19 protein-coding genes are annotated in these 25,726 nt (G+C 70.3%); 13 read left to right on the top strand and 6 right to left on the bottom strand.

What is annotated here, in order from left to right:
• Genes ABD999_RS40430 through ABD999_RS40415 form a run of 4 tightly spaced genes read right to left on the bottom strand, consistent with a single transcriptional unit; the run spans position 1 to position 4,742 of the window.
• Entirely contained in the window at positions 1 to 1,809 is a 1,809-nt protein-coding gene (locus ABD999_RS40430; RefSeq protein WP_271280119.1) for a glycoside hydrolase family 127 protein, read from the bottom strand.
• On the bottom strand, positions 1,802 to 2,566 hold the full coding sequence (locus tag ABD999_RS40425; RefSeq protein ID WP_148030066.1) for a carbohydrate ABC transporter permease: 765 nt from the start codon (positions 2,564 to 2,566) through the stop codon (positions 1,802 to 1,804). Before ABD999_RS40425 ends, ABD999_RS40430 begins: the two co-directional genes overlap by 8 nt.
• Positions 2,563 to 3,480, bottom strand: coding sequence for a carbohydrate ABC transporter permease (locus ABD999_RS40420; RefSeq protein ID WP_271280118.1), 918 nt, complete (start codon positions 3,478 to 3,480; stop codon positions 2,563 to 2,565). Before ABD999_RS40420 ends, ABD999_RS40425 begins: the two co-directional genes overlap by 4 nt.
• Positions 3,477 to 4,742: an ABC transporter substrate-binding protein gene (locus tag ABD999_RS40415; RefSeq protein ID WP_271280117.1), complete on the bottom strand. Its 1,266-nt coding sequence runs from the start codon at positions 4,740 to 4,742 to the stop codon at positions 3,477 to 3,479. The genes ABD999_RS40420 and ABD999_RS40415 overlap by 4 nt, the downstream gene beginning before the upstream one ends.
• A gap of 120 nt (positions 4,743 to 4,862) precedes the next feature.
• Here ABD999_RS40415 and ABD999_RS40410 point away from each other — a divergent pair, with 120 nt between their 5' ends.
• Positions 4,863 to 5,867 (top strand): LacI family DNA-binding transcriptional regulator, encoded by a 1,005-nt coding sequence (locus tag ABD999_RS40410; RefSeq protein ID WP_148030069.1) that lies wholly within the window; start codon positions 4,863 to 4,865, stop codon positions 5,865 to 5,867.
• Between the two features lie 41 nt (positions 5,868 to 5,908).
• Here ABD999_RS40410 and ABD999_RS40405 read toward each other — a convergent pair whose 3' ends face one another.
• Positions 5,909 to 9,364: an alpha-L-arabinofuranosidase C-terminal domain-containing protein gene (locus tag ABD999_RS40405; protein WP_345483180.1), complete on the bottom strand. Its 3,456-nt coding sequence runs from the start codon at positions 9,362 to 9,364 to the stop codon at positions 5,909 to 5,911.
• 232 nt (positions 9,365 to 9,596) lie between these two features.
• On the opposite strand from ABD999_RS40405, the gene ABD999_RS40400 reads away from it, so the two are divergent.
• The 12 genes from ABD999_RS40400 to araA all read left to right on the top strand — a co-directional run bounded on the left by ABD999_RS40400 (position 9,597) and on the right by araA (position 24,273).
• Positions 9,597 to 10,580, top strand: coding sequence for a LacI family DNA-binding transcriptional regulator (locus ABD999_RS40400; RefSeq protein ID WP_148034373.1), 984 nt, complete (start codon positions 9,597 to 9,599; stop codon positions 10,578 to 10,580).
• Between the two features lie 74 nt (positions 10,581 to 10,654).
• Positions 10,655 to 11,641 carry an ABC transporter substrate-binding protein gene (locus ABD999_RS40395; protein ID WP_271277125.1) on the top strand — a complete coding sequence of 329 codons (987 nt, stop codon included), beginning with the start codon at positions 10,655 to 10,657 and terminating at the stop codon, positions 11,639 to 11,641.
• A gap of 58 nt (positions 11,642 to 11,699) precedes the next feature.
• Entirely contained in the window at positions 11,700 to 13,205 is a 1,506-nt protein-coding gene (locus ABD999_RS40390) for a sugar ABC transporter ATP-binding protein (RefSeq protein ID WP_271277124.1), read from the top strand.
• Entirely contained in the window at positions 13,205 to 14,218 is a 1,014-nt protein-coding gene (locus ABD999_RS40385; RefSeq protein ID WP_148030073.1) for an ABC transporter permease, read from the top strand. Before ABD999_RS40390 ends, ABD999_RS40385 begins: the two co-directional genes overlap by 1 nt.
• On the top strand, positions 14,215 to 15,201 hold the full coding sequence (gene yjfF / locus ABD999_RS40380) for a galactofuranose ABC transporter, permease protein YjfF (RefSeq protein ID WP_148030074.1): 987 nt from the start codon (positions 14,215 to 14,217) through the stop codon (positions 15,199 to 15,201). The genes ABD999_RS40385 and yjfF overlap by 4 nt, the downstream gene beginning before the upstream one ends.
• 197 nt (positions 15,202 to 15,398) lie before the next feature.
• The gene (gene chvE, locus ABD999_RS40375) at positions 15,399 to 16,517 is read left to right on the top strand and encodes a multiple monosaccharide ABC transporter substrate-binding protein (RefSeq protein WP_271277123.1); all 1,119 of its coding nucleotides are present in this window, start codon (positions 15,399 to 15,401) and stop codon (positions 16,515 to 16,517) included.
• A gap of 59 nt (positions 16,518 to 16,576) precedes the next feature.
• Positions 16,577 to 18,118 (top strand): multiple monosaccharide ABC transporter ATP-binding protein, encoded by a 1,542-nt coding sequence (mmsA, locus tag ABD999_RS40370; protein WP_271277122.1) that lies wholly within the window; start codon positions 16,577 to 16,579, stop codon positions 18,116 to 18,118.
• Between the two features lie 6 nt (positions 18,119 to 18,124).
• Positions 18,125 to 19,387, top strand: coding sequence for a multiple monosaccharide ABC transporter permease (gene mmsB, locus ABD999_RS40365; protein WP_222708857.1), 1,263 nt, complete (start codon positions 18,125 to 18,127; stop codon positions 19,385 to 19,387).
• A gap of 73 nt (positions 19,388 to 19,460) precedes the next feature.
• Positions 19,461 to 20,453, top strand: coding sequence for a LacI family DNA-binding transcriptional regulator (locus tag ABD999_RS40360; RefSeq protein WP_271277128.1), 993 nt, complete (start codon positions 19,461 to 19,463; stop codon positions 20,451 to 20,453).
• 69 nt (positions 20,454 to 20,522) lie between these two features.
• Positions 20,523 to 22,178 carry a ribulokinase gene (gene araB / locus ABD999_RS40355; protein ID WP_271277127.1) on the top strand — a complete coding sequence of 552 codons (1,656 nt, stop codon included), beginning with the start codon at positions 20,523 to 20,525 and terminating at the stop codon, positions 22,176 to 22,178.
• Positions 22,175 to 22,822 (top strand): L-ribulose-5-phosphate 4-epimerase, encoded by a 648-nt coding sequence (locus ABD999_RS40350; protein WP_148030078.1) that lies wholly within the window; start codon positions 22,175 to 22,177, stop codon positions 22,820 to 22,822. The genes araB and ABD999_RS40350 overlap by 4 nt, the downstream gene beginning before the upstream one ends.
• Complete coding sequence (araA, locus tag ABD999_RS40345; RefSeq protein WP_148030079.1) at positions 22,819 to 24,273, top strand: L-arabinose isomerase; 1,455 nt, start codon at positions 22,819 to 22,821, stop codon at positions 24,271 to 24,273. The genes ABD999_RS40350 and araA overlap by 4 nt, the downstream gene beginning before the upstream one ends.
• Before the next feature lie 41 nt (positions 24,274 to 24,314).
• Here araA and ABD999_RS40340 read toward each other — a convergent pair whose 3' ends face one another.
• Complete coding sequence (locus ABD999_RS40340) at positions 24,315 to 25,691, bottom strand: DHA2 family efflux MFS transporter permease subunit (RefSeq protein ID WP_271277121.1); 1,377 nt, start codon at positions 25,689 to 25,691, stop codon at positions 24,315 to 24,317.
• Between the last annotated feature and the right edge of the window lie 35 nt (positions 25,692 to 25,726).

Genomic DNA, 25,726 nt, shown 5'->3' with positions numbered 1-25,726 from the left:
TCAGTCGGCCACCGGGAGCCAGACGCGCATGGTGGCGGGGCCGCGGTTGCCCCAGCGGTGGTACGGGATCAGCCGCAGCGCCGCCGCCGGGCCGCCGTTCCATCCGTGGGGACGGTCGCGGTACGGCCACGGCCCCGCCGGGGAGGCGCCGAGCACCGCCTCGGTCTCCAGCTCGACCACCTCGCCGCGGGCGTGCTCGGTCAGCGGGGCGCCCGGCCGGACGGCCACCTCGGCGAGCGGCGGCTCGTCCCCGACGGACTCGGCGCAGTACACCAGCGGCCCCCGTTCGACGGTGACGCAGCCGCGCAGGGCGTCGATCCGCCGGTCGGGGTAGGTCCAGCGGGGTTCCATCGGCAGCTCCAGCACGAGCGCGTCACCGGCCCGCCACTCCCTCTCCACGTCCGCGTACCCGGGCGCGACGGCGCGGGTCTCGTGGTCCTGGTACGTGAGCGTGGCCGAGGAGGCCCAGGCCGGGACGCGCAGCGAGATCCGGCCCGCCCCGCCCTCCAGCACCCGTACGGTCACCGTGCCGTCCCACGGATAGCCGGTCTCCACCCGCAGCCGCAGGTCACCGTGGCTGATCTCGCCCGGCGTGTACTGGTGGATCCGCACCCCGTCCGCGCCGGACGTCGCCAGGTAGGCGGGCAGCGAGGCCAGCGTGCGGGCGACGTTGTTGGGGCAGCAGGACACGTCGAACCAGGGGGAGCGCAGCCCGCCCTCGGCGGCGTGGTTGACGCCGTCGTGCGGCACCGCGGGCACCCGCACCTGCAGGGGGTTGGCGTAGAAGAACGACCGGCCGTCCAGCGCGACGCCGGTGGCGAGCATGTTGTACAGCGTCCGCTCGGTGAGGTCGGCGTAGCGGACGTCGCCGGTGGCCAGCAGCAGACGGTGCGCCAGCATGATCGAGGCGATGCTCGCGCAGGTCTCGTTGTAGGCCCGGTCCGGCGGCAGCTCGTAGTCCTCGCCGAACGACTCGTCCTGGTGCCGCGACCCCATGCCGCCGGTCAGGTGGGTGCGGCGGGCGACCGTACGCTCCCACTGCGCCTCGACGGCCTTCAGCAACTCCTCGTCGCCGGTCTCGACGGCCACGTCCACCACGCCCGAGGCCAGGTAGAGCGCCCGCACGACGTGCCCGCGGAACACCTGCGCCTGCCGGACCGGCACGTCGTCCTGGAAGTAGCCGCGGCCGAACGGGATGTCGGCGAGGGCGGGCAGGCCGCGCCGCTCCACGAAGCGCCGGGCCATCTCCAGGTAGCGCTCGACCCCGGTCACCCGGTAGAGCTCGACGAGCGCCATCTCGATCACGGGGTGCCCGCAGGTCTCCGTGCCCTCCATGAACCGGCGGCAGACGTGGTCGGCGGCCCGCGTCGCCACCCGCGTCAGCCGGTCCTCGCCGTGCATGCGCAGCCTGGCGACGCCGGCCTGGATGAGGTGGCCGTAACAGTAGAGCTCGTGGCCCCACTCCAGGTCGGTGTAGCGGCTGCCCGACCAGCGGGTGTTGATGTAGCCGTCGCCTTCCTGGACCCGGGCCACGGTCTCGGCCAGCTCGGGCAGGTCCGGATGGTCCGCCCAGGCCATGGCCTCCAGCAGCTTGTAGATCTCCGAGTCGCTGAACTCCCGGCCCCGCCGCGGGCCTTCGCCGCGGAAGTTGCCGATCCAGCCTTCGCGTTCCTCCCACTCCCTGCAGTGCGCGATGGTGACCTCGCGGTTGAGCGCCACCCGGTCGCCCCAGAAACCGGGCGAGATCCGTACCGCGTCGAGGCCGAGGGGAGACAGCACGCCCGAGGAGGGCAGGACAGGGTTAGCCACGCAGAGCTCCTGACATGAATCCGCGCACGTAGTGGCGCTGCAGCACGATGAACAGGATGAGACAGGGGACGGCCATGACCATGACGCCGGCCTGGAGCATGCCGTAGTCGATCGCGCCCATGGTGCGCGAGGTCATGCTGACCACGGCCACCGGCAGGGTGAACGAGGCGCCGTCGTTGAGCAGGATGAGCGGCGCGAAGAAGTCGTTCCACGAGGCGAGGAACGCGAACAGGCCCACGGTGATCAGCGCCGGCCGCACGGCGTGCAGCAGGATCCTGGTGAACGCCAGGAACGTGCCGCACCCGTCCACCAGCGCCGCCTCCTCCAGCTCGCGCGGGATCGCCTCGAACGCGTTGCGCATCATGAACAGCGCGAACGGGAGCTGGAACATGACGAACACCAGCGAGAGCCCGACCAGCGAGTTCTGCAGCCCGAGATAGCCGAGCAGCACGTACAGCGGGATGAGGATCGTCGCGTACGGCACCATGAGGATGGCCAGCGTGGCCAGGAACAGCAGGTTCTTGCCGGGGAAGTCGAAGCGGGCGAAGGCGTAGCCGCCCAGCGCCGACACGACCAGCGTGCCGCCGACGGTCATGACGGCGACGAGCACGCTGTTGGCGGCGTAGGTGCCGACGCCCTCGCCGTAGGCGGCCATCTCGACGTAGTTGGACGGTTCCTCCAGCGAGGCGTAGCCGCTCCACAGCAGCGGGAACAGGAACAGCACCGCCAGCGCCGACAAGGTCGTGTAGTACCTCATCTGAGCCTCCGCATCATCAGGACGTTCAGCCCGACCAGCGCGACCAGCAGCACCACCGACATGGCCGCGGCGCCGCCGAGGTCGAAGCGGAAGAACGCGGCGCGGTAGATCACCATCACCATCGACACGGTGCTGTTGTCCGGGCCGCCGTTGGTGAAGATGAAGAACTGGTCGAAGGCGAGCAGGGAGCCGGTGATGCTGAGGATCAGCATCAGCGCGAGCGTCGGGCGCAGCAGCGGCAGCGTGATGCGGGTGAAGATCTGCCACCGGTTGGCGCCGTCGCTCCTGGCCGCCTCGTACACCTCGGTCGGGATCGCCTGCAGACCGGTCAGCAGGATCAGCATGTTGAACCCGGCGAAGCGCCACAGCACCAGCGCGATCGTGGAGAACAGCGCCATGTTCGGGGTGCCGGTCCACTTGACCGGCTCGTCGGTGACGCCCAGCGCGCGCAGCATCGGGTCGATCGGGCCGAAGTCGGCGTTCAGCATGCCGTAGAACAGCAGCGAGGTGGCGGCGAAGCCGACCGCGCCCGGCAGGAAGAACGCGGTGCGGAAGAACCCGACCCCCGGCCTGCTCTCCTGCACGAGCAGCGCCAGGCCGAGCGCGACCGCCGACAGCAGCACCGTGATGATCACGGTGTACTTGAGCGTGAAGAAGACCGAGTCCACGAAGAGCGCGTTGTCGGCGATCTTCGTGTAGTTGTCCGGCGCGTTGAACGTCGCCTGCCCCAGCAGGGGCCAGCGGTTCAGCGACATCCACAGCACCAGCAGCAGCGGCGCGATGAACAGGACGGCCACGATGACGGCGGTGGGCATGGCGTACAGCCAGCCCTGGGCCTTGCGGCCGCGCCACCATGAGACGGGCGGCGCGCCGTGCCCCGCCCGTCCCCTGGGCCCGCGGACGGTCAACGTCATTGCTGCAGGGACTTCGTGACCTCGGCGTTCAGCTCGCCCGCCTTGGCGGCGTCACCGAACACCGCCTCGCGGGCCAGCCGCAGCCACGGCCCCTGCGGGTCGTTGAACGTCTGCCCGAAACGCAGCGCGTACGGCGTCTCGCCCTTGCCGACCAGCGAGTTGATCAGCACCACGCGCGGGTCCTCGGCCGAGTACTTGTTGTCGGCCAGGTCGGTACGCGCGACCACGTCCTTGTTCTTGGCCATGACCTCGACCTGCGCCTCGTCCGAGACGGTCCAGGACAGGAACTCCCAGGCCGCGTCGGCGTTCTGCGAGGTGGAGGAGATGCCGATCGAGTCGCCGCCGACGAAGGTGGACTCGCCGCCGTCGGGGCCGGCGATCGCGGTGACGCCGATCTTCATGTCCGCCGGCATCGTGCCGAGCGTGGTCGAGGGCATCGGCATGACGCCGATCTCGCCCTTCGGGAAGAAGCCGGTCCAGGTCGGGCCCTGCTCCTCCTTGGTGGTGGGGCCGGTGGCGCCCTTCTCGTGCAGCTCCCGGTAGATCCTGAAGACGTCGGTCATCGCCGGCTGGTCGTTGAGCGACTCGGTGCCCTCCGCGTTCATCACCTGGGCGCCGGCCGCCCAGACCGAGGGCCAGAAGGTGAACACGTAGCAGCCGCCGCAGTTGCCGCCGAAGAACGTGCCGTGCACCTTGCCGTCCTTGCCGAGCTTCTCCTGGACGGTGGTGGCGTGCTGGGCGAACTCCTTGAGCGTCTTCGGCCCCTGCTCGGGGTCCAGCCCCGCCTTCTCGTACAGGTCCTTGTTCCAGAACCAGACCGAAAGGTCGAGCGTGTGCGGCAGCGTGTACTGGCGGCCGTCCTGGGTGCCGAGCTTCATGTGGGACGGGGCCAGGCCGTCCTTGAACGGCAGGGCGGCGATCCGGTCGGTGATGTCCAGGAACAGGCCCTGCGAGGTGTAGTTCGGCACGAAGATGACGTCGGCGGCGAACACGTCGGGCAGCTGCTTGGCGCCCGCGGCGGCGGCGATGCGCGGCTGGTAGTTGTCCGTCGGGATGACCGTCAGCTTCACCTGGTTCTTGTGGCTGCTGTTGTACGCCTTGACCAGCCGCTCGCTCTGCGCCTGGGTGGCGGCTCTGGTCCACATGGTGATCGTCACGGGCTCGTCGGCGGGCTGCTGTCCGCCTCCGCCTCCACCCCCGCCACAGGCGGCGGTGAGCGTTAACAACGCGAGGGTGGCCATTCCGGCCAGCCGTCGTCTCATGGTGACTCCTTCGGTCCCCGCGGACTAAAAGGTTTTCGGAAACGTAGAAGAAACCTCAGGCCATGTCAACGGTGTTAGGGTCTTATCTAGCTGATCGGTGAGAGAAAAGGGTTTCGAGAGATGGCGGTTAGGCGGGCGACCATCAACGACGTGGCCTCGCTGGCGGGGGTGTCGGTCGCCACGGCGTCCAAGGCGCTCAACGGGCGGCAGGACGTGCGGGCCTCCACCCGGCAGCGGGTGCTGGCGGCCGCGGAGGAGCTGGCGTTCCAGCCGAGCCCGCTCGCGCGCGGGCTGTTGTCCGGACAGACCCGCACGGTGGGGCTGCTCACCTCCGACAGCGCCGGCCGGTTCAGCATCCCGGTGCTGCTCGGCGCGGAGGACGCGTTCGGCGCGGGGGAGATGGCGGTGCTGCTGTGCGACGCCCGCGGCGACGCGATCAGGGAGCAGCACCACCTGCGGGCGCTGCTGTCGCGGCGCGTCGACGGGCTGATCGTGGTGGGGGAGAGCACCGACCCGCGGCCCTCGGTGAGCAAGGACCTGCCGGTGCCGGTCGTGTACGCGTACGGGCCGTCGGAGGATCCGTCGGACGTCTCGTTCGTGCCCGACGACGTGGGCGGGGCGATGCTCGCGGTGCGCCACCTGCTCGCGCTCGGGCGGCGCCGGATCGCGCACGTCACCGGGCCGGTCGACTACAAGGCCGCGGGCGACCGCGCCGAAGGGCTGGCCGCGGCGCTCGGCGAGGCCGGGGTGGCGCAGGCCGGGGAGACGCTGTGGGGCACGTGGTCGCAGCGGTGGGGGCGGCACGCCGCCGAGATGCTGCTGACGGCGGGCCCCGAGATCGACGCGGTCTTCTGCGGCAGCGACCAGATCGCGGCCGGGTTCGTGGAGGCGGCCCGCGAGCTGGGGCGGCGGGTGCCCGACGACCTCGCGGTGGTCGGCTACGACAACTGGGAGGTGCTGGCCGCCGAGACCCGGCCGCCGCTGACGACCGTCGACCCCAGCCTGGAGCGGCTGGGGCGCACGGCGGCCCAGCACCTGTTCGCGGCGATCGGCGGCAAGGCGACGCCGGGGGTCCACAAGATGGACTGCAAGCTCGTCATCAGGGATTCCACCGCCCGGATGTGAGAGGGCGGCCCGGGCGTGTGCCCCCGCCCGGGCCGCCCGGTTCACCGGTCCCCGCCCAGCCTGATGAAGGTGACCGAGTGGGCCGGGAAGTCGTAGGCGAACGAGCGGGAGAAGCCCGTCACCCGTTGCTCCACCGGCGCGATCCGGTCCGGGTCGGCGATGGAGTTGACGTCCGAGGGCGAGCCGGTCAGCGAGGTGACCGTGGCCGTGCGCCCGACGCGCGCCCGGCCCAGGTCCACCGTGCCGCGCACGGCGGTGTCCTGCGCGTTGACGGCCTTGATCACCAGGTCGCCCGACTTCGCGTCCTTCGAGACCACCTGGTAGAGCGGCTCCACTACGGCGTGGTCGGTGAACTCGTTCACCTTCTGCCCGTCCAGCCAGAGCGTGATCTTCCGGCCGGACACCTCCACCTTCAGCCGGTAGTCGCGCCCGGTCTCGATCGTGGTGGCGGAGGTCGCGATCGACGCCTTGGCGCCGTTAACCGCCTTCTCCACCGCCGACTGGGTGTTGTTCCAGCCGCCGAGGTTCCACCAGTAGAAGTTTCCGCTGTCGCGGACCCCGAACATCACCAGGAAGCCCTCCGCCCCGCCGATCTTGCGGGCGGTCAGCTCCATCGTGTAGTTCGACCAGTCCGCCGACCCGGCGGTGGACCGGGCGTCCTCCACGAGCGCCGTCTGCGCGTACGCCCCATCTTGGACGGCCCAGGTGCCGGCGCCGGGCCGCCACCGGGCGGAGCCAGCGGCGAAGTCGTCCTCCAGCAGGACGGTCCCGTCGGCCGCCGTGACCTTGACGTCGTCGTACCGGACTGAGGTGTTCCAGGAGCCCAGCCCGACCGCGCCGGAGATGTCCTCGACGGGCCGGTTCGTACCCTCGAACGCGCTCGGCAGCACGGTGTCGCCGACGTTTGTGGAGAACAGCTTCTGCACGTGGTAGCTGGGCGACCCGTACGCCTCGTCGTTGTCGAACCAGATGAGGTCCGGCGTCCAGTCCACGTAGTCGACGTTGGCCAGCAGCGGCGCGTACGCTGCCAGCTCCACCACGTCGGCGTTGCGCTCGATGCCGGTCAGGTAGGACGCCTCGGACAGCGCGTTGAAGAACGTGTTGCCGCGCGAGGCGTACTCGCCGACGAACACCTTCGGCCCCTCGCGGTCGTAGGAGTCGTAGCGCCGGTTGTTGGTCAGGAACCAGTCGGGGTTGTTGTAGTAGTGCTCGTCGACGAGGTCGGCCTTCTGGTCGCGGGCGAACTGCCACATCCGGTCGAACCAGGCGCCCTGCGAGGTCTGCCCTGAGTTACTGATGATCTTAATATCCGGATATTTGGCCTTTATCGCGTTCGCGAACTTCGGGTAGTTGTCGAAGAACTCCGGATAGATCTCCTCGTTGCCCAGCCCGATGTAGTCCAGCCCGAACGGCTTGGGATGCCCCAGCTCGGCCCGCTTCTTCCCCCAGGGGGAGGTGACCGGCCCGTTGGCGAACTCGATCAGGTCCAGCGTGTCCTGGACCCAGCGGTCCAGCTTGGCCGGGTCGGTCAGCGGCCGGTTCTCGCCGCAGCCGTTCACGCCCACCGACAGCACCGGCAGCGCCTCGGCCCCGAGGTCCTCGGCGAACTGGAAGTACTCGTAGAAGCCGATCCCGTAGCTCTGGTTGTAGCCCCAGAAGTTGAAGTTCGCCGGCCGCTCCTCGACCGGGCCGATCGTCTCCTTCCACTGGTAGATGCGCCGCCGGTCCTGGTTCTCGCTGTACGGGTCGTACGTGCCGACATTGGTCACGCAGCCGCCCGGGAAGCGCAGGAAGCGCGGCTCCAGGTCGGCGATCAGCCGGGCCAGGTCCTCCCGCATGCCGTTCGGCCGGTTCTTGAACGTCTCACGCGGGAACAGCGAGACCATGTCGAGATCGGTCCTGCCCTCCGGGGCCAGCAGCACGAGCCGGCCGGCGTCGGTGGTGCCGGTCGCCCTGAACGAGGTCTCGTACTTGGTCCAGCCGCCCGCCCGCACCTTGACGGCCGCCTTCCCGTACGCGTCCGAACCGCTCTCGACGGTCACCGTCACCGTGCCGGGGGTGTCGCGGCGGGCCCAGAACGACAGGTCGTAGCGCGCGCCCCGCTTCAGCGGCAGGCCGGTGTTGAAGCCCGCGTTCAGCACCCCGGCCGGGCCGCCGGTCACCTCCAGGCGCAGGTAGTTGCGGTTGGCGGGGTTGAGCGGCCGCTCGCCGGAGACCGCCGCTGCGGCGGTGCCGCCGCGCTCGACCTCGCTCCACGCGGTCAGGCCGTGGTAGCTCGGCTCGTCGACCCGGTCGAACTCGAACGAGCGGTTCTGCACCAGCTCGGCGTAGAGCCCGCCGTCGGCGGCGTGGTTGATGTCCTCGTAGAAGACCCCGTACAGGTCGCGGCCGACCTTCTTGCCCTTTGCCCCGGTGTCGACCGTCAGCTCGCCGGTGGTGTAGCCCTCGACGCGGAACTTGCCGGGGCTGGGACCGGCCACTCCGCCGCCTCGGCCGAGCGCGAGGCCGTTCGCGCCGGGAGCGGCCACGAGTTTGCCTCCGCTGACGGCGAGGTGGCGGTCGCCGGAGGTGATCGTGACCTTGCCGCCGCCCGCGTCGGTGAGCTGGAAGGCCGATCCGGTGGCGCCCAGGCGGACCCGGCTGCCCAAGACCTCCAGGTACTTCCCGGTGTCCGCGTCCTTGAGCTGCCCGCCCGGCTCGGCCGTCAGCGCGAGACTGGTCATCGGAGGTTTCGCCGTCGCCCGCACGGCGCCGGAGGCGTCGGCCGACAGGTACGGGTCCTCGCCCGCGTGCCGGAGCGTGAACGTGCCCTCGGGCGCCACCGGCCGGCCCTGCGCCGCCTTGACCGCGAAGTAGTCGAAGTCGGCCGCCATCGAGGTGCCGTTCTGCGCGGCCAGCGCGAACAGGCCGACCTGCCTGACGTCGATGTCCGCCGTCACCCGTGAGGCCTCCTGCCAGGTGGCGCCGTCCCAGGTGGACGAGACGAACTCGGCGCCGGTCCTGGTCAGCTTGACGATCTCGGCGGAGGAGCCGGGCCGGGCCGAGAAGGCCGCGGTGAAGGCCGCGCCGACCTCGGTGTCGGTCTCGATCACCTGCCCGCCGGCGGAGCCCACGTGGGCCAGCCCGGTCCGCACGTAGTTGTCCCAGTCCTGCCAGGCCAGGATGCCGGCGCTCTGGAAGTCGAGCGCGACCGGCGCGCGGACGCTCGTGACCACCTCGAAGTCGCCGGCGGGGATGTCCATGAGGAAGAGGTTCCTGGCCGTGTTCGTGCCCTGGTAGGTGTCGCCGGGCAGGGCGTGCACGCGCAGCGAGCCGGGCTGCTCGGTGAGCGACCACCGGCTGTCGTCGCGGGAAAGCACGGTCCAGTCGGGGCCGAGCGCGCCGGCGTCGAACTGGTCGACGGCCGCGCCGTCCGGGACCGGTTCCGCCGCCCGCGCGTGCGCCGGCGCGGTGAGCAGCCCCGCCACGAGCATGACGGCCAAGGCGAGTCGGGTCACATGGAGCTCCTCGGGGGGTGAGGTTTGTTAACGCTAACAACCAAGGTTTAGCGTTAACAATGAGCAACAGCGCTTAGTTAAGGGCGCGTCCGGCGGCCCGTCAAGAGTCCGCCGCGTAACGCGACCGTAATCGAAACGATCCTTGACGGACCGGCTTGTTAACGTTCACAGTCGTCCCAAGCCCGAAAGGAGCACGGCCGTGGGAGTTGACCGAGGACGCCGCCCGCCGGTGATGGCGGACGTGGCCAAGGAGGCCGGCGTCTCCCACCAGACGGTCTCGCGCGTCCTCAACGACCATCCCAACGTGCGCACCGAGACCCGGACCCGGGTGCTGGAGGCGATCGACAAGCTGGGCTACCGCCGCAACCTCGTCGCCCGCGCGCTGGTCACCAAGCACTCCAGGACCCTGGGCGTGGTGAGCTTCGACACCACGCTCTACGGGCCGGCCAGCACGGTGTACGGCATCGAGCAGGCGGCCAGGGCGGCCGGTTACTTCATCAGCATCGTCAGCCTCAAGTCCATCGACAAGACCGGCGTCCGCGACGCCCTCGACTACCTGGCCGACCAGGGCGTCGACGGCATCGTGGTGGTCGCGCCGCAGCGGTCGGCCGCCCAGGCGCTGGCCGACCTGCCGCTCGACATCCCGGTGGTCGCGGTCGAGGGCGGCGAGGCCGGCGAGGTGCCGGTCGTCTGCGTGGACCAGGTCGAGGGCGGCAGGCTCGCCACCCAGCACCTGCTGGACCTGGGCCACGAGACCGTCTGGCACGTGCGCGGGCCGGGCGACTGGCTGGAGGCCGAGGGACGGGTCGCCGGCTGGCGGTCCGCGCTCGAACGGGCCGGCCGGGAGGCGCCCGAGCCGCTGGCCGGTGACTGGAGCCCCCGCTCCGGCTACGAGGCCGGGCGCAGCCTGGCCAGCATGGCCGGCGTCACGGCGGTCTTCGTGGCCAACGACCAGATGGCGCTGGGCGTGCTGCGGGCCTTCACGGAGAAGGGGGTGAGAGTGCCCGGCCAGGTGAGCGTCGTCGGCTTCGACGACATCCCCGAGTCGGCGTTCTTCTCGCCCCCGCTCACCACCATCAGGCAGGATTTCGGCGCGGTCGGGCGGCACAGCATCGGGGTGCTGCTGCGGCAGATCGAGGCCGGCGGGCCGCAGGCAAGCGGGCGGCTCGTCGTCCCACCCATGTTCGTCCCCCGCGTCAGCACGGCCGGGCGCTGAGCCCGGCCACTTGCAGGACGGCGCTCGCACGCCCCAGGTGTTAGCGCTCACAACTCAGAAAGGACACCCCCCACGTGTTGAAGAGGATCTCGATGCTGGTCGTCGCCGGGCTCGCCGCGGCGACCCTGGCGGGATGCGGCTCCGAAAGCGGCGGCGGCTCCGAAGCGGGAGGAGGCGGCGGCGACGCGATCGTCATGGGCTTCTCCCAGGTCGGCGCGGAGAGCGGCTGGCGGACCGCGAACACCAAGTCCGTCCAGGACTCGGCCAAGGAAGCCGGCATCACGCTCAAGTTCTCCGACGCCCAGCAGAAGCAGGAGAACCAGATCAAGGCGATCCGCTCCTACATCCAGCAGAAGGTGGACGTCATCGCCTTCTCGCCGGTCGTCGAGTCCGGCTGGGACACCGTGCTCAAGGAGGCCCAGGGCGCCAACATCCCGGTCATCCTGACCGACCGGGCCGTCGACTCGGCGGACACCTCCCTGTACAAGACCTTCCTCGGCTCCGACTTCGTCGAGGAGGGCAAGAAGGCCGGCCAGTGGCTGGTGGAGGAGTACAAGGACGCCTCCGACACCGTCAACATCGTCGAGCTGCAGGGCACGACCGGCTCGGCCCCGGCCAACGACCGCAAGTCGGGCTTCGCCGAGGTCATCGGCGCCGACCCGAAGTTCAAGATCATCGCTTCGCAGACCGGCGACTTCACCAGGGCCAAGGGCAAGGAGGTCATGGAGGCCTTCCTGAAGGCGCATCCGGACATCGACGTGCTCTACGCGCACAATGACGACATGGGCCTGGGTGCGATCGAGGCGATCGAGGGCGCGGGCAAGGTGCCCGGCAAGGACATCAAGATCATCACGGTCGACGCCGTCAAGGACGGGATGCAGGCGCTCGCCGACGGGAAGATCAACTACATCGTGGAGTGCTCGCCGCTGCTCGGCCCGCAGCTGATGGACCTGGCCAAGAAGGTCGTCGCCGGCGAGAGCGTACCCGCCCGCGTGGTGACGGAGGAGACCACCTTCACCCAGGAGCAGGCCAAGGAGGCCCTGCCCAGCCGGCAGTACTGATCGCTGACGACCGGGCCGGCCGCGTGGCCGGCCCGGTCGGGAAGGGAGGGGGCGCCGGATGGACGCACCCGCGCCGATCCTGCGGATGAGCGGGATCGGCAAAGAGTTCCCGGGCGTGCGCGCCCTCGACCGCGTGGACCTGCGGCTGCTGCCCGGCGAGGTGCACGCGCTCATGGGCGAGAACGGCGCGGGCAAGTCCACCCTGATCAAGGTGCTGACCGGCGTGCACACCGCCGACGAGGGCGCCGTCGAGCTGGCCGGGAATCCCGTCGCCTTCGGCAGCCCGCTGGAGGCCAGGCAGGCCGGGATCAGCACCGTCTACCAGGAGGTCAACCTCTGCACGAACCTGTCGGTGGCCGAGAACATCCTCATCGGCCGCGAGCCGCGCCGCTTCGGGCGCATCGACTGGCAGCGGATGCGGGCCCGCGCCCGGGAGTTGCTGGCGCGGATGGACCTGGACCTGGACGTCTCGGCGCCGCTGTCGTCGTACTCGCTGGCCATCCAGCAGATGGTGGCCATCGCCCGCGCGCTCGACGTCGAGGCCCGCGTGCTCATCCTGGACGAGCCCACCTCCAGCCTGGACGCCGACGAGGTGGGCCAGCTCTTCCAGGTGATGCGCAGGCTCAAGGACGAGGGCATCGCCATCCTGTTCGTCACGCACTTCCTGGACCAGGTGTACGAGATCTCCGACCGGATGACGATCCTGCGCAACGGGCGGCTGGTGGGGGAGTACCTCACCCGCGAGCTCAGCCAGGTCGAGCTGGTCGCCAAGATGATCGGCCAGGAGCTGGAGGCGCTCGACAAGCTGCACGGCGAGGCGAGGAGCTTCGCCACGCCGCTGGTCGAGGCCCGCGATCTGGGCCGGCCGGGCGCGATCGAGCCGTTCACGCTGACCATCCACGAGGGCCAGGTGGTCGGGCTCGCCGGGCTGCTCGGCTCCGGCCGCACCGAGGTGGCCCGGCTGCTGTTCGGCGCCGACCACGCCGCCGGGCAGCTCTCGATCGGCGGCGAGCCGGTCACACTGCGCACGCCCAGGGCCGCGATGGGCCACAAGATCGCCTTCTGCTCGGAGAACCGCAAGCGCGACGGCCTCATCGAGGACCTCACCGTCCGCGAGAACATCGTCCTCGCCCTTCAGGCCACCCGCGGCTGGACCAGGCCGGTGCCCCGCGAGCAGCAGGACGAGCTGGTGGACAAGTACGTCAAGGCGCTGCGGATCAGCCCGCCCAACCCGGAGATCCCGGTGCGCAACCTCAGCGGCGGCAACCAGCAGAAGGTGCTGCTGGCCCGCTGGCTGATCCTTGAGCCGCGGCTGCTCATCCTCGACGAGCCCACCCGCGGCATCGACGTGGGCGCCAAGACGGAGATCCAGCGGCTGGTCGCCGAGCTGTCCGGTGGCGGCGTGGCGGTGCTGTTCATCTCCGCCGAGCTGGAGGAGGTGCTGAGGCTCAGCCACAAGGTCGCGGTGCTGCGCGACCGCCGGATGATCGCCGAGCTGCCCAACGACGACGAGCTGACCAAGGACGTGATCATGGAGACCATCGCGAGCGGAGGCAGGACCTGATGCGCCGTCTGCTCTGGCCGATCCTGGTCCTGGCCGCGCTGTTACTGGTCAACCTGATCTTCACGCCGGGCTTCTTCTCCATCCAGCTCCGCGAGGGCCACCTGTACGGGAGCCTCATCGACATCCTGCGGTTCGGCGCGCCGCTGATCCTGGTGTCGCTGGGCATGACGCTGGTCATCGCGACCGGCGGCATCGACCTGTCGGTCGGCTCGATCGTGGCCATCTCGGGGGCGCTCGCCTGCCTGCAGATCAGCCAGGACCAGGGCCTGTTCGCGGCCGTGGCGCTGGCGCTCGGCCTGTGCACGCTGCTCGGCGCCTGGAACGGGTTCCTGGTCGCGGCGGTCGGCATCCAGCCGATCATCGCCACCCTGATCCTCATGGTGGCCGGGCGCGGCCTGGCCCAGCTCATCACCGACGGGCAGATCATCACCGTCAACGACCCCGCCTTCAAGCTCATCGGCGGCGGCTACCTGCTGACGGTGCCGTTCGGCATCCTCATCGTGATCGCCGTGCTGGCGATCACCGCGTTCCTCACCCGGCGGCTGGCCCTCGGCATGCTCATCGAGTCGGTCGGCGGCAACGCGGAGGCGAGCCGGCTGGCCGGCATCCGGGCGCGCGGGATCATCGTCATGGTGTACGCGTTCGCCGCCCTGTGCGCTGGCGTGGCCGGCCTCATGATCAGCTCGAACGTGTCCAGCGCCGACGGCAACAACGCCGGCCTGTGGATCGAGCTGGACGCCATCCTGGCCGTGGTGATCGGCGGCACGTCGCTGGCCGGCGGCCGGTTCTCGCTCGGCGGCACGGTGATCGGCGCGCTGATCATCCAGACGCTGACCACGACGATCTACTCCATCGGCGTGCCGCCGGAGACCACGCTGCTGTTCAAGGCGCTCGTGGTGACCGCGGTCTGCCTGATCCAGTCGCAGGCCTTCCGCGACAAGGTGTTCCACCGGCGCGGCCGGGCCGCTCCACCCCGCCCCGTGACCGAGGAGAAAGTACGGGTGAGCACATGACGACGCTCAGCCTCGGCGGGGGCAGGACGATCCCCGCCAAGTACGTGCCGGTGCTGGTGACGGCCTGCCTGTTCGTCGCCATGTTCGTGGCGGGCGGCATCCGCTACGAGGGGTTCGCCACCGGGCAGATCGTGCTGAACGTCTTCATCGACAACGCCTTCCTGCTGATCGTGGCGGTCGGGATGACGTTCGTGATCCTCACCGGCGGCATCGACCTGTCGGTGGGCTCGGTGGTGGCGCTGTCGACGATGATCGCGGCGAGCCTGATGACCGGGCCGGGCTGGCCGCCGTACGTGGTGGTGCCGCTGGTGCTGCTCGTCGGCTCGGCACTGGGCCTGGTGATGGGCTACCTGATCCACGCCTTCGACATCCAGCCGTTCATCGTCACGCTGGCCGGGATGTTCCTGGCCAGGGGGCTGTGCTACACGATCGGCACCGAGTCCATCCCGATCACCGACCCCACGTTCACCGCGTTCGCGCAGACCAGGATCGACCTGGTCGCCGACATGTGGATCTCGCCGAGTGTGATCATCGCGGCGGTGGTGGTGCTGGTGGCCGCGTACGTGCTGCACTACACGCGGCTGGGCCGGGCGGTCTACGCCACCGGCGGCAGCGAGCAGTCGGCGCTGCTCATGGGCCTGCCCGTGGGCCGCACGAAGGTGGCGGTCTACACGATCTCCGGCTTCTGCTCGGCGCTCGGCGGCGTGGTGCTGTCGTTCTACATGCTCTCCGGGTACGGGCTGCACGCGGTCGGCATGGAGCTGGACGCGATCGCGGCGGTGGTCATCGGCGGCACCCTGCTCACGGGCGGAACCGGCTTCCTGCTGGGCACCGTGCTGGGTGTGCTGGTGCTCGGCCTCATCCAGACCGTCCTCAGTTTCGAGGGCACGCTGAGCTCCTGGTGGACCAAGATCGTCATCGGCATGCTGCTGTTCGCCTTCATCCTGCTGCAGCGGTTGTTCTCGGCCCGAACACGGTCCTGACCTGCGAGGAGCGTGCATGTGAACGTTACCAGGAGGTTACGCTCAGATGTTGACACCATGGTTGTTAGCGATAACAATCCTGGTCAACGGATGCGAGTTTTGTTCTGGTTCATCCCCCCTTGTGGTGAACCGTTTCGTTCATGGGCAGCCTTGGCGACTCGCGCTGCCGTGATCTTTCAAGCGAGGAGACACACACGATGAGGTTGGGACGGATCGGAGGCGTGGTCACCGCGATCGCGCTCGCCGCCACCATGACGGCCTGCGGCTCCAGCCAGAAGACCGTCGACGCCGAGGCGTCCTCCGGCGCGGCCGACGGCAACGCCGGCGCGCTGGTCGGCGTCACCATGCCGACCAAGTCGTCGGAGCGGTGGATCCACGACGGCGACAACGTCAAGAAGCAGCTTGAGGCGCTCGGCTACCAGGTCGACCTGCAGTACGCCGAGAACGACATCCCCACCCAGGCCAACCAGATCGAGAACCAGATCACCAAGGGCGCCAAGCTCCTGATCGTGGCCTCGATCGACGGCACGGCGCTCACCTCCCAGCTCCAGCAGGCGGCGGACAACAGCATCCCGGTCATCGCCTACGACCGGCTGATCCGTAACAGCCCGAACGTCGACTACTACGCCACCTTCGACAACTTCAAGGTCGGCGTCCAGCAGGCCACCTCCCTGCTCCAGGGCCTCGGCGTGGACAAGGGCGAGAAGGGCCCGTTCAACGTCGAGCTGTTCGGCGGCTCGCCCGACGACAACAACGCCACGTTCTTCTGGAACGGCGCCATGTCGATCCTCCAGCCGAAGATCGACGACGGCACTCTCGTGGTGAAGAGCGGCCAGACCGACTTCAAGACCGCCGCGATCCTCCGCTGGGACCCGGCCACCGCGCAGCGGCGCATGGAGGACATCCTCACCAAGACCTACACCGGCGACACCAAGGTCGACGGCGTGCTCTCCCCGTACGACGGCCTGTCCATCGGCATCCTGTCGGCGCTCAAGAGCAGCGGCTACGGCACCAGCGGCCAGCCCTACCCGGTCGTGACCGGCCAGGACGCCGAGCTCGCCTCGGTCAAGTCGATCATCGCCGACGAGCAGTACTCGACGATCTTCAAGGACACCCGCAAGCTCGCCGAGACCACCGTCAAGATGGCCGACGCCGTGCTCAAGGGCCAGAAGCCCGAGGTGAACAACGAGAAGGACTACGACAACGGCAACAAGGTCGTTCCCTCGTACCTGCTCGAGCCGGTGATCGTCGACAAGACCAACTACGAAGAGATCATCATCGGCGGCGACTACTACACCGAGGACCAGCTCAAGTAGGCGCCGGCGCTCCGGGGGACGGCCCGTCCCCCGGAGCCCCTGACCGAGGGGCTTCGACCATGACCGATCACATTCTGCGGATGACCGGGATCACCAAGACGTTTCCCGGCGTCAAGGCGCTCCAGGACGTCAACCTGTCCGTGCGGCGCGGCGAGATCCACGCCATCTGCGGCGAGAACGGCGCCGGCAAGTCGACGCTGATGAAGGTGCTGTCCGGCGTCTACCCGCACGGCACGTACGAGGGAGACATCCACTTCGACGGGGAGCGGTGCGCGTTCGGCGGCATCCGCGACAGCGAGCACGCCGGCATCGTCATCATCCACCAGGAGCTGGCGCTCAGCCCGCAGCTGTCGATCGCCGAGAACGTCTTCCTCGGCAACGAGCGCGCCAAGCGCGGCGTCATCGACTGGAACCGCACCAACTACGAGGCCGGCCTGCTGATGAAGCGGGTGGGCCTGCGGGAGAACCCGACCACCGTCGTCTCCGACATCGGCGTCGGCAAGCAGCAGCTCGTGGAGATCGCCAAGGCGCTGTCGAAGGAGGTGAAGCTGCTCATCCTCGACGAGCCCACCGCGGCGCTCAACGACGACGACTCCGCGCACCTGCTCGACCTGCTGCGCGGGCTGCGCGACGAGGGCATCACCTGCGTGATCATCTCCCACAAGCTGAACGAGGTCACCGCGATCGCCGACTCCGTCACGATCATCCGCGACGGCCGCACCATCGAGACGCTCGACATGGCCGCCGACGAGGTGACCGAGGACCGGATCATCTCCGGGATGGTCGGCCGCGCCCTCGACAACCGCTTCCCCCCGCACGAGCCGAAGATCGGCGAGGAGGCGCTGCGCATCGAGGACTGGACCGTCCACAGCCCCAGCCAGCCCGGCCGCAAGGTCGTCGACGGCGCCTCGCTCACGCTGCGCCGCGGGGAGATCGTCGGACTGGCCGGCCTCATGGGCGCCGGGCGCACCGAGCTGGCGATGAGCGTCTTCGGCCGCACGTACGGGGTCAACATCTCCGGCAAGATCTTCAAGAACGGCCGGCCGGTCGAGATCCGCACCGTGCAGGACGCGATCAGGCACGGCCTGGCCTACGCCACCGAGGACCGCAAGCGGTACGGGCTCAACCTCATCGAGGACATCAAGCGCAACGTCTCCGCCGCCGGCCTGAGCGGGCTGTCCCGGCGCGGCTGGGTGAACGAGCACGAGGAGTACGCGGTCGCCGAGCGCTTCCACAAGAGCATGAATATCAAGGCGCCCAGCGTGTCGAGCGTCGTCGGCAAGCTGAGCGGCGGCAACCAGCAGAAGGTCGTGCTCTCCAAGTGGATCCTCACCGAGCCCGACGTGCTCATCCTCGACGAGCCCACCCGGGGCATCGACGTCGGCGCCAAGTACGAGATCTACACGATCATCAACCGGCTGGCCGACGAGGGCAAGGCGGTGCTGGTGATCTCCTCGGAGCTGCCGGAGCTGCTGGGCCTGTGCGACCGCGTCTACGCGCTCTCCGAGGGGCGCATCACCGGTGAGCTGCCGCGAGGGGAAGCCACGCAGGAACGCCTCATGCAACTGATGACCCAAGCAACGACCACGGGACAGGAGTAGGTCCAGATGAGCAGCACCACGCCCGCCGCCGTGGCGGCCGGCGCCACGGGCGGCGAACCGGAAGAGCCGAAGCGGCCCGGCCGCGTCTCTCTGGGCGGACTCTCGCTCAACCTGCGGTCGAGCGGCATCTACATCGCGTTCGCGCTGATCGTCGCGCTGTTCTCGGTCCTCACCGACGGCGCGCTCCTCACGCCGCAGAACATCTCGAACATCATCGTCCAGAACTCCTACATCCTGATCCTCGCCATCGGGATGATCCTGGTCATCATCGCCGGGCACATCGACCTGTCGGTCGGCTCGGTGGTGGCGGTCACCGGCGCGATCTCGGCCGTGCTCATGGTCAACATGGGCGTGCCATGGCCGCTGGCCCTGCTGATCACGATCGCGGCGGGCGCCCTCATCGGGGCCTGGCAGGGCTACTGGGTGGCCTACTTCGGCATCCCGGCGTTCATCGTGACGCTGGCGGGCATGCTGCTGTTCCGCGCGCTCACCCTGACCGTGCTCGGCAACCAGGGCATCGGCCCGTTCCCCGACCAGGTCCGCACCCTGGCCAACGGGTTCACCAGCGGCTATCTCGGCAACGTCGGGCTCGGCCCGCTGGGCGGCGCCGACCTGTTCAGCCTGCTGGTCGCGCTGGTCGCCATCGCGGGCATGGTCGTCTCGCAGTGGCGCACCCGGACGGCCAGGGCGGGTTACGGGCAGGCCGTGGAGCCGTTCGCGGTGTTCGTGGTCAAGATGGCCGCGGGGGCCGCGCTCATCCTGTTCCTGGTCGTGCAGCTCGCCCGGTTCAAGAACCTGCCCTGGGTGCTGGTGCTGCTCGCGGTGCTGGTGCTGGGCTACTCGCTGCTGGCCAACAAGACCGTGTTCGGCCGGCAGATCTACGCGATCGGCGGCAACCTGCAGGCCGCGGTCATGTCCGGCGTCAAGGTCAAGAAGGTCGTCTTCTGGATCTTCGTCAACATGGGCGTGCTGGCGGCCATCGCCGGCGTCATCTTCGCCGGCCGGCTCAACCAGGCGGGACCCACCGCGGGCAACATGTTCGAGCTCGACGCGATCGCCGCGGCCTTCATCGGCGGCGCGGCCGTCCAGGGCGGCGTCGGCAAGGTGGTCGGGGCCATCACCGGCGGTCTCATCATGGCCGTGATCAACAACGGCATGTCCTTGATCGGCTCGCCGAGTGAGCGGGTCATGCTCGTCAAGGGCCTCGTGCTGCTGGCCGCCGTCGCCTTCGACGTGTGGACCAAGCGCCGCGCGGGCGCCGCCGCCTGATCGTCCGCCCGCTCGTCCGTACCGCTGGAAAGGAGAGACCGTGGTAGCGCCATCCAAGCGCCGCCCTCCGGTGATGGCCGACGTGGCCAGGGAGGCCGGCGTGTCGCACCAGACGGTCTCCCGGGTGCTCAACGACCATCCCAACGTCCGGCCCGACACCAGGGCCCGGGTGGAGGAGGCGATCACCAGGCTCGGCTACCGCCGCAACCTGGCCGCCCGCGCCCTGGTCACCAAGCGGTCGCGGATGCTCGGCGTGGTCAGCTTCGACACCACGCTCTACGGACCGGCCAGCACGATCTACGGCATCGAGCAGGCGGCCAGGACGGCCGGCTACTTCGTGAGCATCGTGAGCCTGAAGACGCTCGACGTCGACAGCGTCCGCGACGCCATCGACTACCTGTCCGAGCAGGGCGTGGACGGGGTCGTGGTGGTGGCGCCGCGGCGCTCGGCGGGCCCGGCGCTGGAGAGCCTGCCGTCGGGCACCCCGGCGGTGGCGGTCGAGGGCACCCTGCGCGGCGACGTCTCGGTGGTCTGCATCGACCAGGCCGAGGGCGCCAGGCTCGCCACCCGGCACCTGCTGGAGCTGGGCCACCGGACCGTCCACCACGTCACCGGCCCGCCCGACTGGCTGGAGACCGAGGGGCGGCTGGAGGGCTGGCGGGCCGCGCTGGAGGAGGCGGGCCGGCCGGTGCCCGAGCCGCTGCCCGGCGACTGGAGCCCGCACGCCGGCTACGCGGCCGGCCGGATCCTGGCCGCGATGGACGGCGTCACCGCCGTCTTCGCGGCCAACGACCAGATGGCGCTGGGCGTGCTGCGCGCGCTCTCCGAGGAAGGAGTGAAGGTACCCGACCAGATCAGCGTCGTGGGCTTCGACGACATCCCCGAGTCGGCGTTCTTCTCGCCCCCGCTCACCACGGTCAGGCAGGACTTCGACCAGGTGGGCAGGCACTGCATCGAGGTGCTGCTCCGGCAGCTCGACGCGGGGGCGGGCACGTGTGAGCGCCTCGTCGTGCCGCCCGGTTTCGTCGTCAGGTCCAGCACGGCTGCCGCCGCGCGGGTGCCGTGATATATGCCGTGTTATATCGCAAGGCCCCGTACGAATCCCCTGGAGATCAGTGTGAACGCTAACAAGTTCGTGGTCGGAGTGGACTTCGGCACGCTGTCCGGGCGTGCCGTCGTCGTCCGCGTGTCCGACGGCGCTGAGCTCGGCAGCGCCGTCCACGAGTACGCGCACGGCGTCATCGAGCGGGAGCTGCCCGGCTCCGGCGTGCGGCTCGGCCCCGACTGGGCGCTGCAGTCGCCGCAGGACTGGATCGACGTGCTCCGCGTGGCCGTGCCCGGCGCCCTCGCCGCGGCGGGCGTCCAGGCCGACGACGTGATCGGCATCGGCACCGACTTCACCGCTTGCACCGTGCTGCCCGCCACCGCCGACGGCACCCCCCTCTGCTTCCACACTCCCGAACGGCCGCACGCCTGGCCCAAGCTGTGGAAGCACCATGCCGCCCAGGCGCACGCAGACCGGATCAACGAGCTGGCGGCCCGGCGCGGGGAGAGCTGGCTGCCCCGGTACGGCGGCAAGATCTCCTCCGAGTGGGAGTTCGCCAAGGCGCTGCAGGTCCTGGAGGAGGACCCGGAGACGTACGCCGCGGCCGACCGGTGGATCGAGGCCGCCGACTGGATCATCTGGCAGCTCACCGGGGTGGAGAGCCGCAACATCTGCACCGCCGGATACAAGGGGATATTTCAGGACGACGGCTACCCGTCCGAGGAGTTCCTCGCCGAGCTGAACCCCGGCTTCTCCGGCTTCGCCGCCAAGCTCGCCACCGGACAGGTCGGCGAGAAGACCGGCGGCGTCACGCTCGCCCCGCTCGGCGGCCTCGCCGGCCCCCTGTCCGCCGAGGCGGCCGCCTGGACCGGCCTGCCCGAGGGCATCGCCGTCGCCGTGGGCAACGTCGACGCGCACGTCACCGCGGCCGCCGCCGACGCCGTCAGGCCCGGCCAGATGGTCGCCATCATGGGCACCTCCACCTGCCACATCATGCCCAGCGACCGGCTCGCCGAGGTGCCCGGCATGTGCGGCGTCGTACGCGACGGCATCGTGCCCGGCCTGTGGGGGTACGAGGCCGGCCAGTCGGCCGTGGGCGACATCTTCGCCTGGTTCGCCGACGCCCACGTCCCCGCCGGGTACGCGGAGGCGGCGGCGGCCCAGGGCATGAACGCGCACGAGTACCTGACCTCGCTGGCCGAGCAGCAGGCCGTCGGACAGCACGGCCTGGTCGCGCTCGACTGGTTCGGCGGCAACCGCTCCGTGCTCGTCGACCACAACCTGTCCGGCGTCATCGTCGGCCAGACCCTCGCCACCCGGCCCGAGGACGTCTACCGGGCGCTCATCGAGTCCACCGCGTTCGGCGCCCGCATGATCGTGGAGACCTTCGAACAGGCCGGAGTCCCGGTCGAGGAGTTCGTCGTGGCCGGCGGCCTGCTGAAGAACCGCTTCCTCATGCAGGTCTACGCCGACGTGCTGCGCCGCCCGCTGTCGGCCATCGGCTCCGACCAGGGCCCGGCGCTCGGCTCGGCCATCCACGCCGCCGTCGCGGCCGGGGTCTACGCCGACATCGAGAAGGCCGCCGCCGCCATGGGCAAGCGCACCGAGGCCGCGTACGTGCCCGACCAGACCAGGGCCGACGCCTACGACCGGCTGTACGCCGAATACCGCAACCTGCACGACCACTTCGGAGACGGACGCATGCTGCACACCCTGCGCGCCATCAGGAACGAGGCCGCCTCATGAGGACCACGGTCGCCTCCCTGCACGCGGAACTGGTCCGCTACGGCCTCGTCGCCTGGACCGCCGGGAACGTCTCCGGCCGCGTTCCCGGCGAGGACCTGTTCGTCATCAAGCCCTCCGGCGTCTCCTACGACGAGCTGACCCCGGAGAGCATGGTCGTCTGCGACCTCGACGGCAACCTCGTCGAGGGCGACCACGCGCCGTCCAGCGACACCGCCGCGCACGCGTACGTCTACCGCCACATGCCGCACGTCGGCGGCGTCGTGCACACCCACTCCACCTACGCCTCGGCGTGGGCGGCCAGGGGCGAGCCGATCCCGTGCGTGCTGACCGCGATGGCCGACGAGTTCGGCGGCGACATCCCGGTGGGACCGTTCGCGCTGATCGGCGACGACTCCATCGGCCAGGGCATCGTGGCCACGCTCGACGGCCACCGCTCGCCCGCCGTGCTCATGCGGAACCACGGCGTCTTCACCATCGGCAAGGACCCCAAGGCGGCGGTGAAGGCGGCGGTGATGTGCGAGGACGTCGCCCGCACCGTCCACGTCGCCAGGCAGCTCGGCGAGCCTCTGCCGATCAAGCCGGAGCACATCGACCGCCTGTACGACCGCTACCAGAACGTCTACGGACAGAGGAGTCCACGTTGAACATCTGGTTTCTGACCGGCAGCCAGGGGCTGTACGGGGAAGACACGCTGCGGCAGGTGGCCGAGCAGTCGCGGCGCATCGCCGAGGCGCTGCCGGTGCCCGTGCAGTGGAAGCCGGTCCTGACCGACGCGGCCGCCATCCGGCGCGTGATGCTGGAGGCGAACGCCGACGACACCTGCGCCGGCGTGATCGCGTGGATGCACACGTTCTCCCCGGCGAAGATGTGGATCGCCGGCCTGGACGCGCTCCGCAAGCCGCTGCTCCACCTGCACACGCAGGCCAACGTGGAGCTGCCGTGGGCGAGCATCGACATGGACTTCATGAACCTCAACCAGGCCGCGCACGGCGACCGCGAGTTCGGGTACGCCCAGACCCGGCTCGGGGTGGCCCGCAAGACCGTGGCCGGGCACGTCAGCGACCCGGCCGTGGCCGAGCGCGTCCTGTCCTGGGTGCGCGCGGCCTCCGGCCTGGCCGAGCTGCGCACGCTCAAGCTGGCCAGGTTCGGCGACAACATGCGCGACGTGGCCGTCACCGAGGGCGACAAGGTGGAGGCCCAGCTCCGCTTCGGCGTCTCGGTCAACACCTACGGGGTGAACGACCTGGTCGAGGCCGTCGACGCGGCCGCCGACGCCGACGTCGACAAGCTGATCAAGGAGTACGAGGAGCTCTACCGGGTGGCGCCCGAGCTGCTCGGCGAACGGCGCGAGTCGCTGCGCTACGCGGCCAGGATCGAGCTGGGCCTGCGCCACTTCCTGGAGAGCGGCGGCTTCAAGGCGTTCACCACCAACTTCGAGGACCTCGGCGGGCTGCGCCAGCTGCCCGGCCTGGCGGTGCAGCGGCTCATGGCCGACGGCTACGGCTTCGGCGGCGAGGGCGACTGGAAGACGTCCGTGCTGCTGCGCACCCTCAAGGCGATGGCGCCCGGCGGCACCTCGTTCATGGAGGACTACACCTACCACCTGACGCCGGGCGAGGAGCTCATCCTCGGCGCCCACATGCTGGAGGTCTGCCCGACGATCGCCTCCGGCACCCCGTCGTGCGAGATCCACCCGCTGGGCATCGGCGGCCGGGAGGACCCGGTCCGGCTCGTGTTCGACGCCACGCCCGGGCCGGGCGTCGTGGTCGGCCTGGCGGACATGGGGGACCGGTTCCGGCTGGTGGCCAACGAGATCGACCTGGTCGCGCCGCCGCAGCCGCTGCCCGCGCTGCCGGTCGCCCGCGCGGTCTGGCAGCCCCGCCCGAACCTGCGCACCTCGGCCGAGGCCTGGCTCACCGCCGGCGCCCCGCACCACACGGTGCTGTCCACGGCCGTCGGGGTCGAGGAGCTGACGGACCTGTCCGAGATGCTCGGCGTCGAGCTCCTCGTCATCGACGCCGACACCACCCCGCGCCAGTTCGCCAAGGAGATCCGCTGGAACCAGGCGTACTACCGCCTGGCCCAGGGGTTCTGACGTCTTTCCTCCGGCCACCGCTTCCCGGGGCGGTGGCCGCGTCAGGCTGATCCCGTCCGCTCCGGGGCCGCCCGTGCCTCGGGGGCCGGGCGGCCGGGGAGCAGGGGGGCCGCCGCCAGGATCACGACGACCATCGCGAGGGCGAACCAGAAGACGCCGCGCAGCCCGCGTTGCGGATCGCCCGCGGTCTGCACGATGAGCGTGACCACCGCGATGCCCAGCGCCGCGCCGAGCTGGTTCAGCATGTACAGCACGGCGCTGCCCTGCGGGATCAGCGGCGCGGGCAGCAGCCGGTAGAGCGAGCCCATCGTCGGAGCGCCGACGAAGCCCAGCCCGAGCCCCATGGCGCAGCCCGCGAGCACCGGCCACGCCCACCCGGTCTCGGGACCGACCCGGGTGAAGGCCAGCCCGCTGAGCGCCGCCACCGCCGCGCCGCCCAGCGCCAGGCCGCGCGCGCCGAGCCGGTCCGACAGCCGTCCGGCCAGCGGCATCGCCACCGCGGCGCCCGCGCCGACCGGCGCCACCAGCAGCCCGGCGGCCAGCGCGCCCACCCCGTGCACCTGCCGGAAGAACAGCGGCAGCGCGAACAGCGTGGCGAACGTGGCCAGCCCGACCAGCCCCATGACCAACACGGCGGCGCTGAAGGAGCGCCGGGCGAACAGCCGCGGGTCGATCAGCGGCTGTCCACGGCGCGCGTGCAGGCCGTACCCCGCCAGCAGGGCCGTGCCGGCCGCGAGCGGGACGAGCACCTGCCACACCCCGAACGCGGCCTGCTCGGCCGCCTGCGACAGCGCCAGCATGAGCGCCGCGAACCCGGGCGCGAGCAGCACCACGCCGGTCACGTCCAGCCGGGTACGCCGCCCCGCCGGCGGGGCGTCGGCCGGGATCACCCGTAGCGCCAGCAGGTAGGCCACCATCCCGACCGGCACGTTCAGCAGGAACATCCACTGCCAGGAGAACGCCTGCAGCAGCGCGCCGCCGGCCAGCGGCCCGAGCACCGGACCCAGCGACAGCACCACGCCCATCAGCCCCATCACCTGCCCAGCCCGCCGCGGCCCCGCCGCGCGGGCGAGCAGCACGAGCACCAGCGGGTCGAGCACTCCCGCGCCCAGCCCCTGGACCGCACGGAAGGCGATGAGAGCGCCGGTGTCCCAGGCCAGCCCCGCGCCGAGCGACCCGGCGAGGAACACCAGCAGCCCGAACAGCCACAGCCGCCGCGCGCCGAACCGCTCGACGGCCCACGAGGTGACCGGGATGGCGGCGGTCACGGCCAGCAGGAACCCGGTCGACACCCAGCCGACCGCGCTGAGCGACGTGCCGAACGCGGCGGCCAGGGTGTCGATCCCGACGGCGACCATCGTGCTGTTGAGAATGCCGAGCATCCCGCCCAGCAGGACGACCGCGACCAATCGCGACAAATTTGAACTCACTGGTTCAATCTAACAGCCTAGTC

Origin of the sequence: Nonomuraea ferruginea, assembly GCF_039540635.1 — a bacterium.
In the GTDB taxonomy this organism is placed as follows: Bacteria; Actinomycetota; Actinomycetes; order Streptosporangiales; family Streptosporangiaceae; genus Nonomuraea; species Nonomuraea ferruginea.
This window is presented reverse-complemented; position numbering and strand designations above follow the sequence as displayed.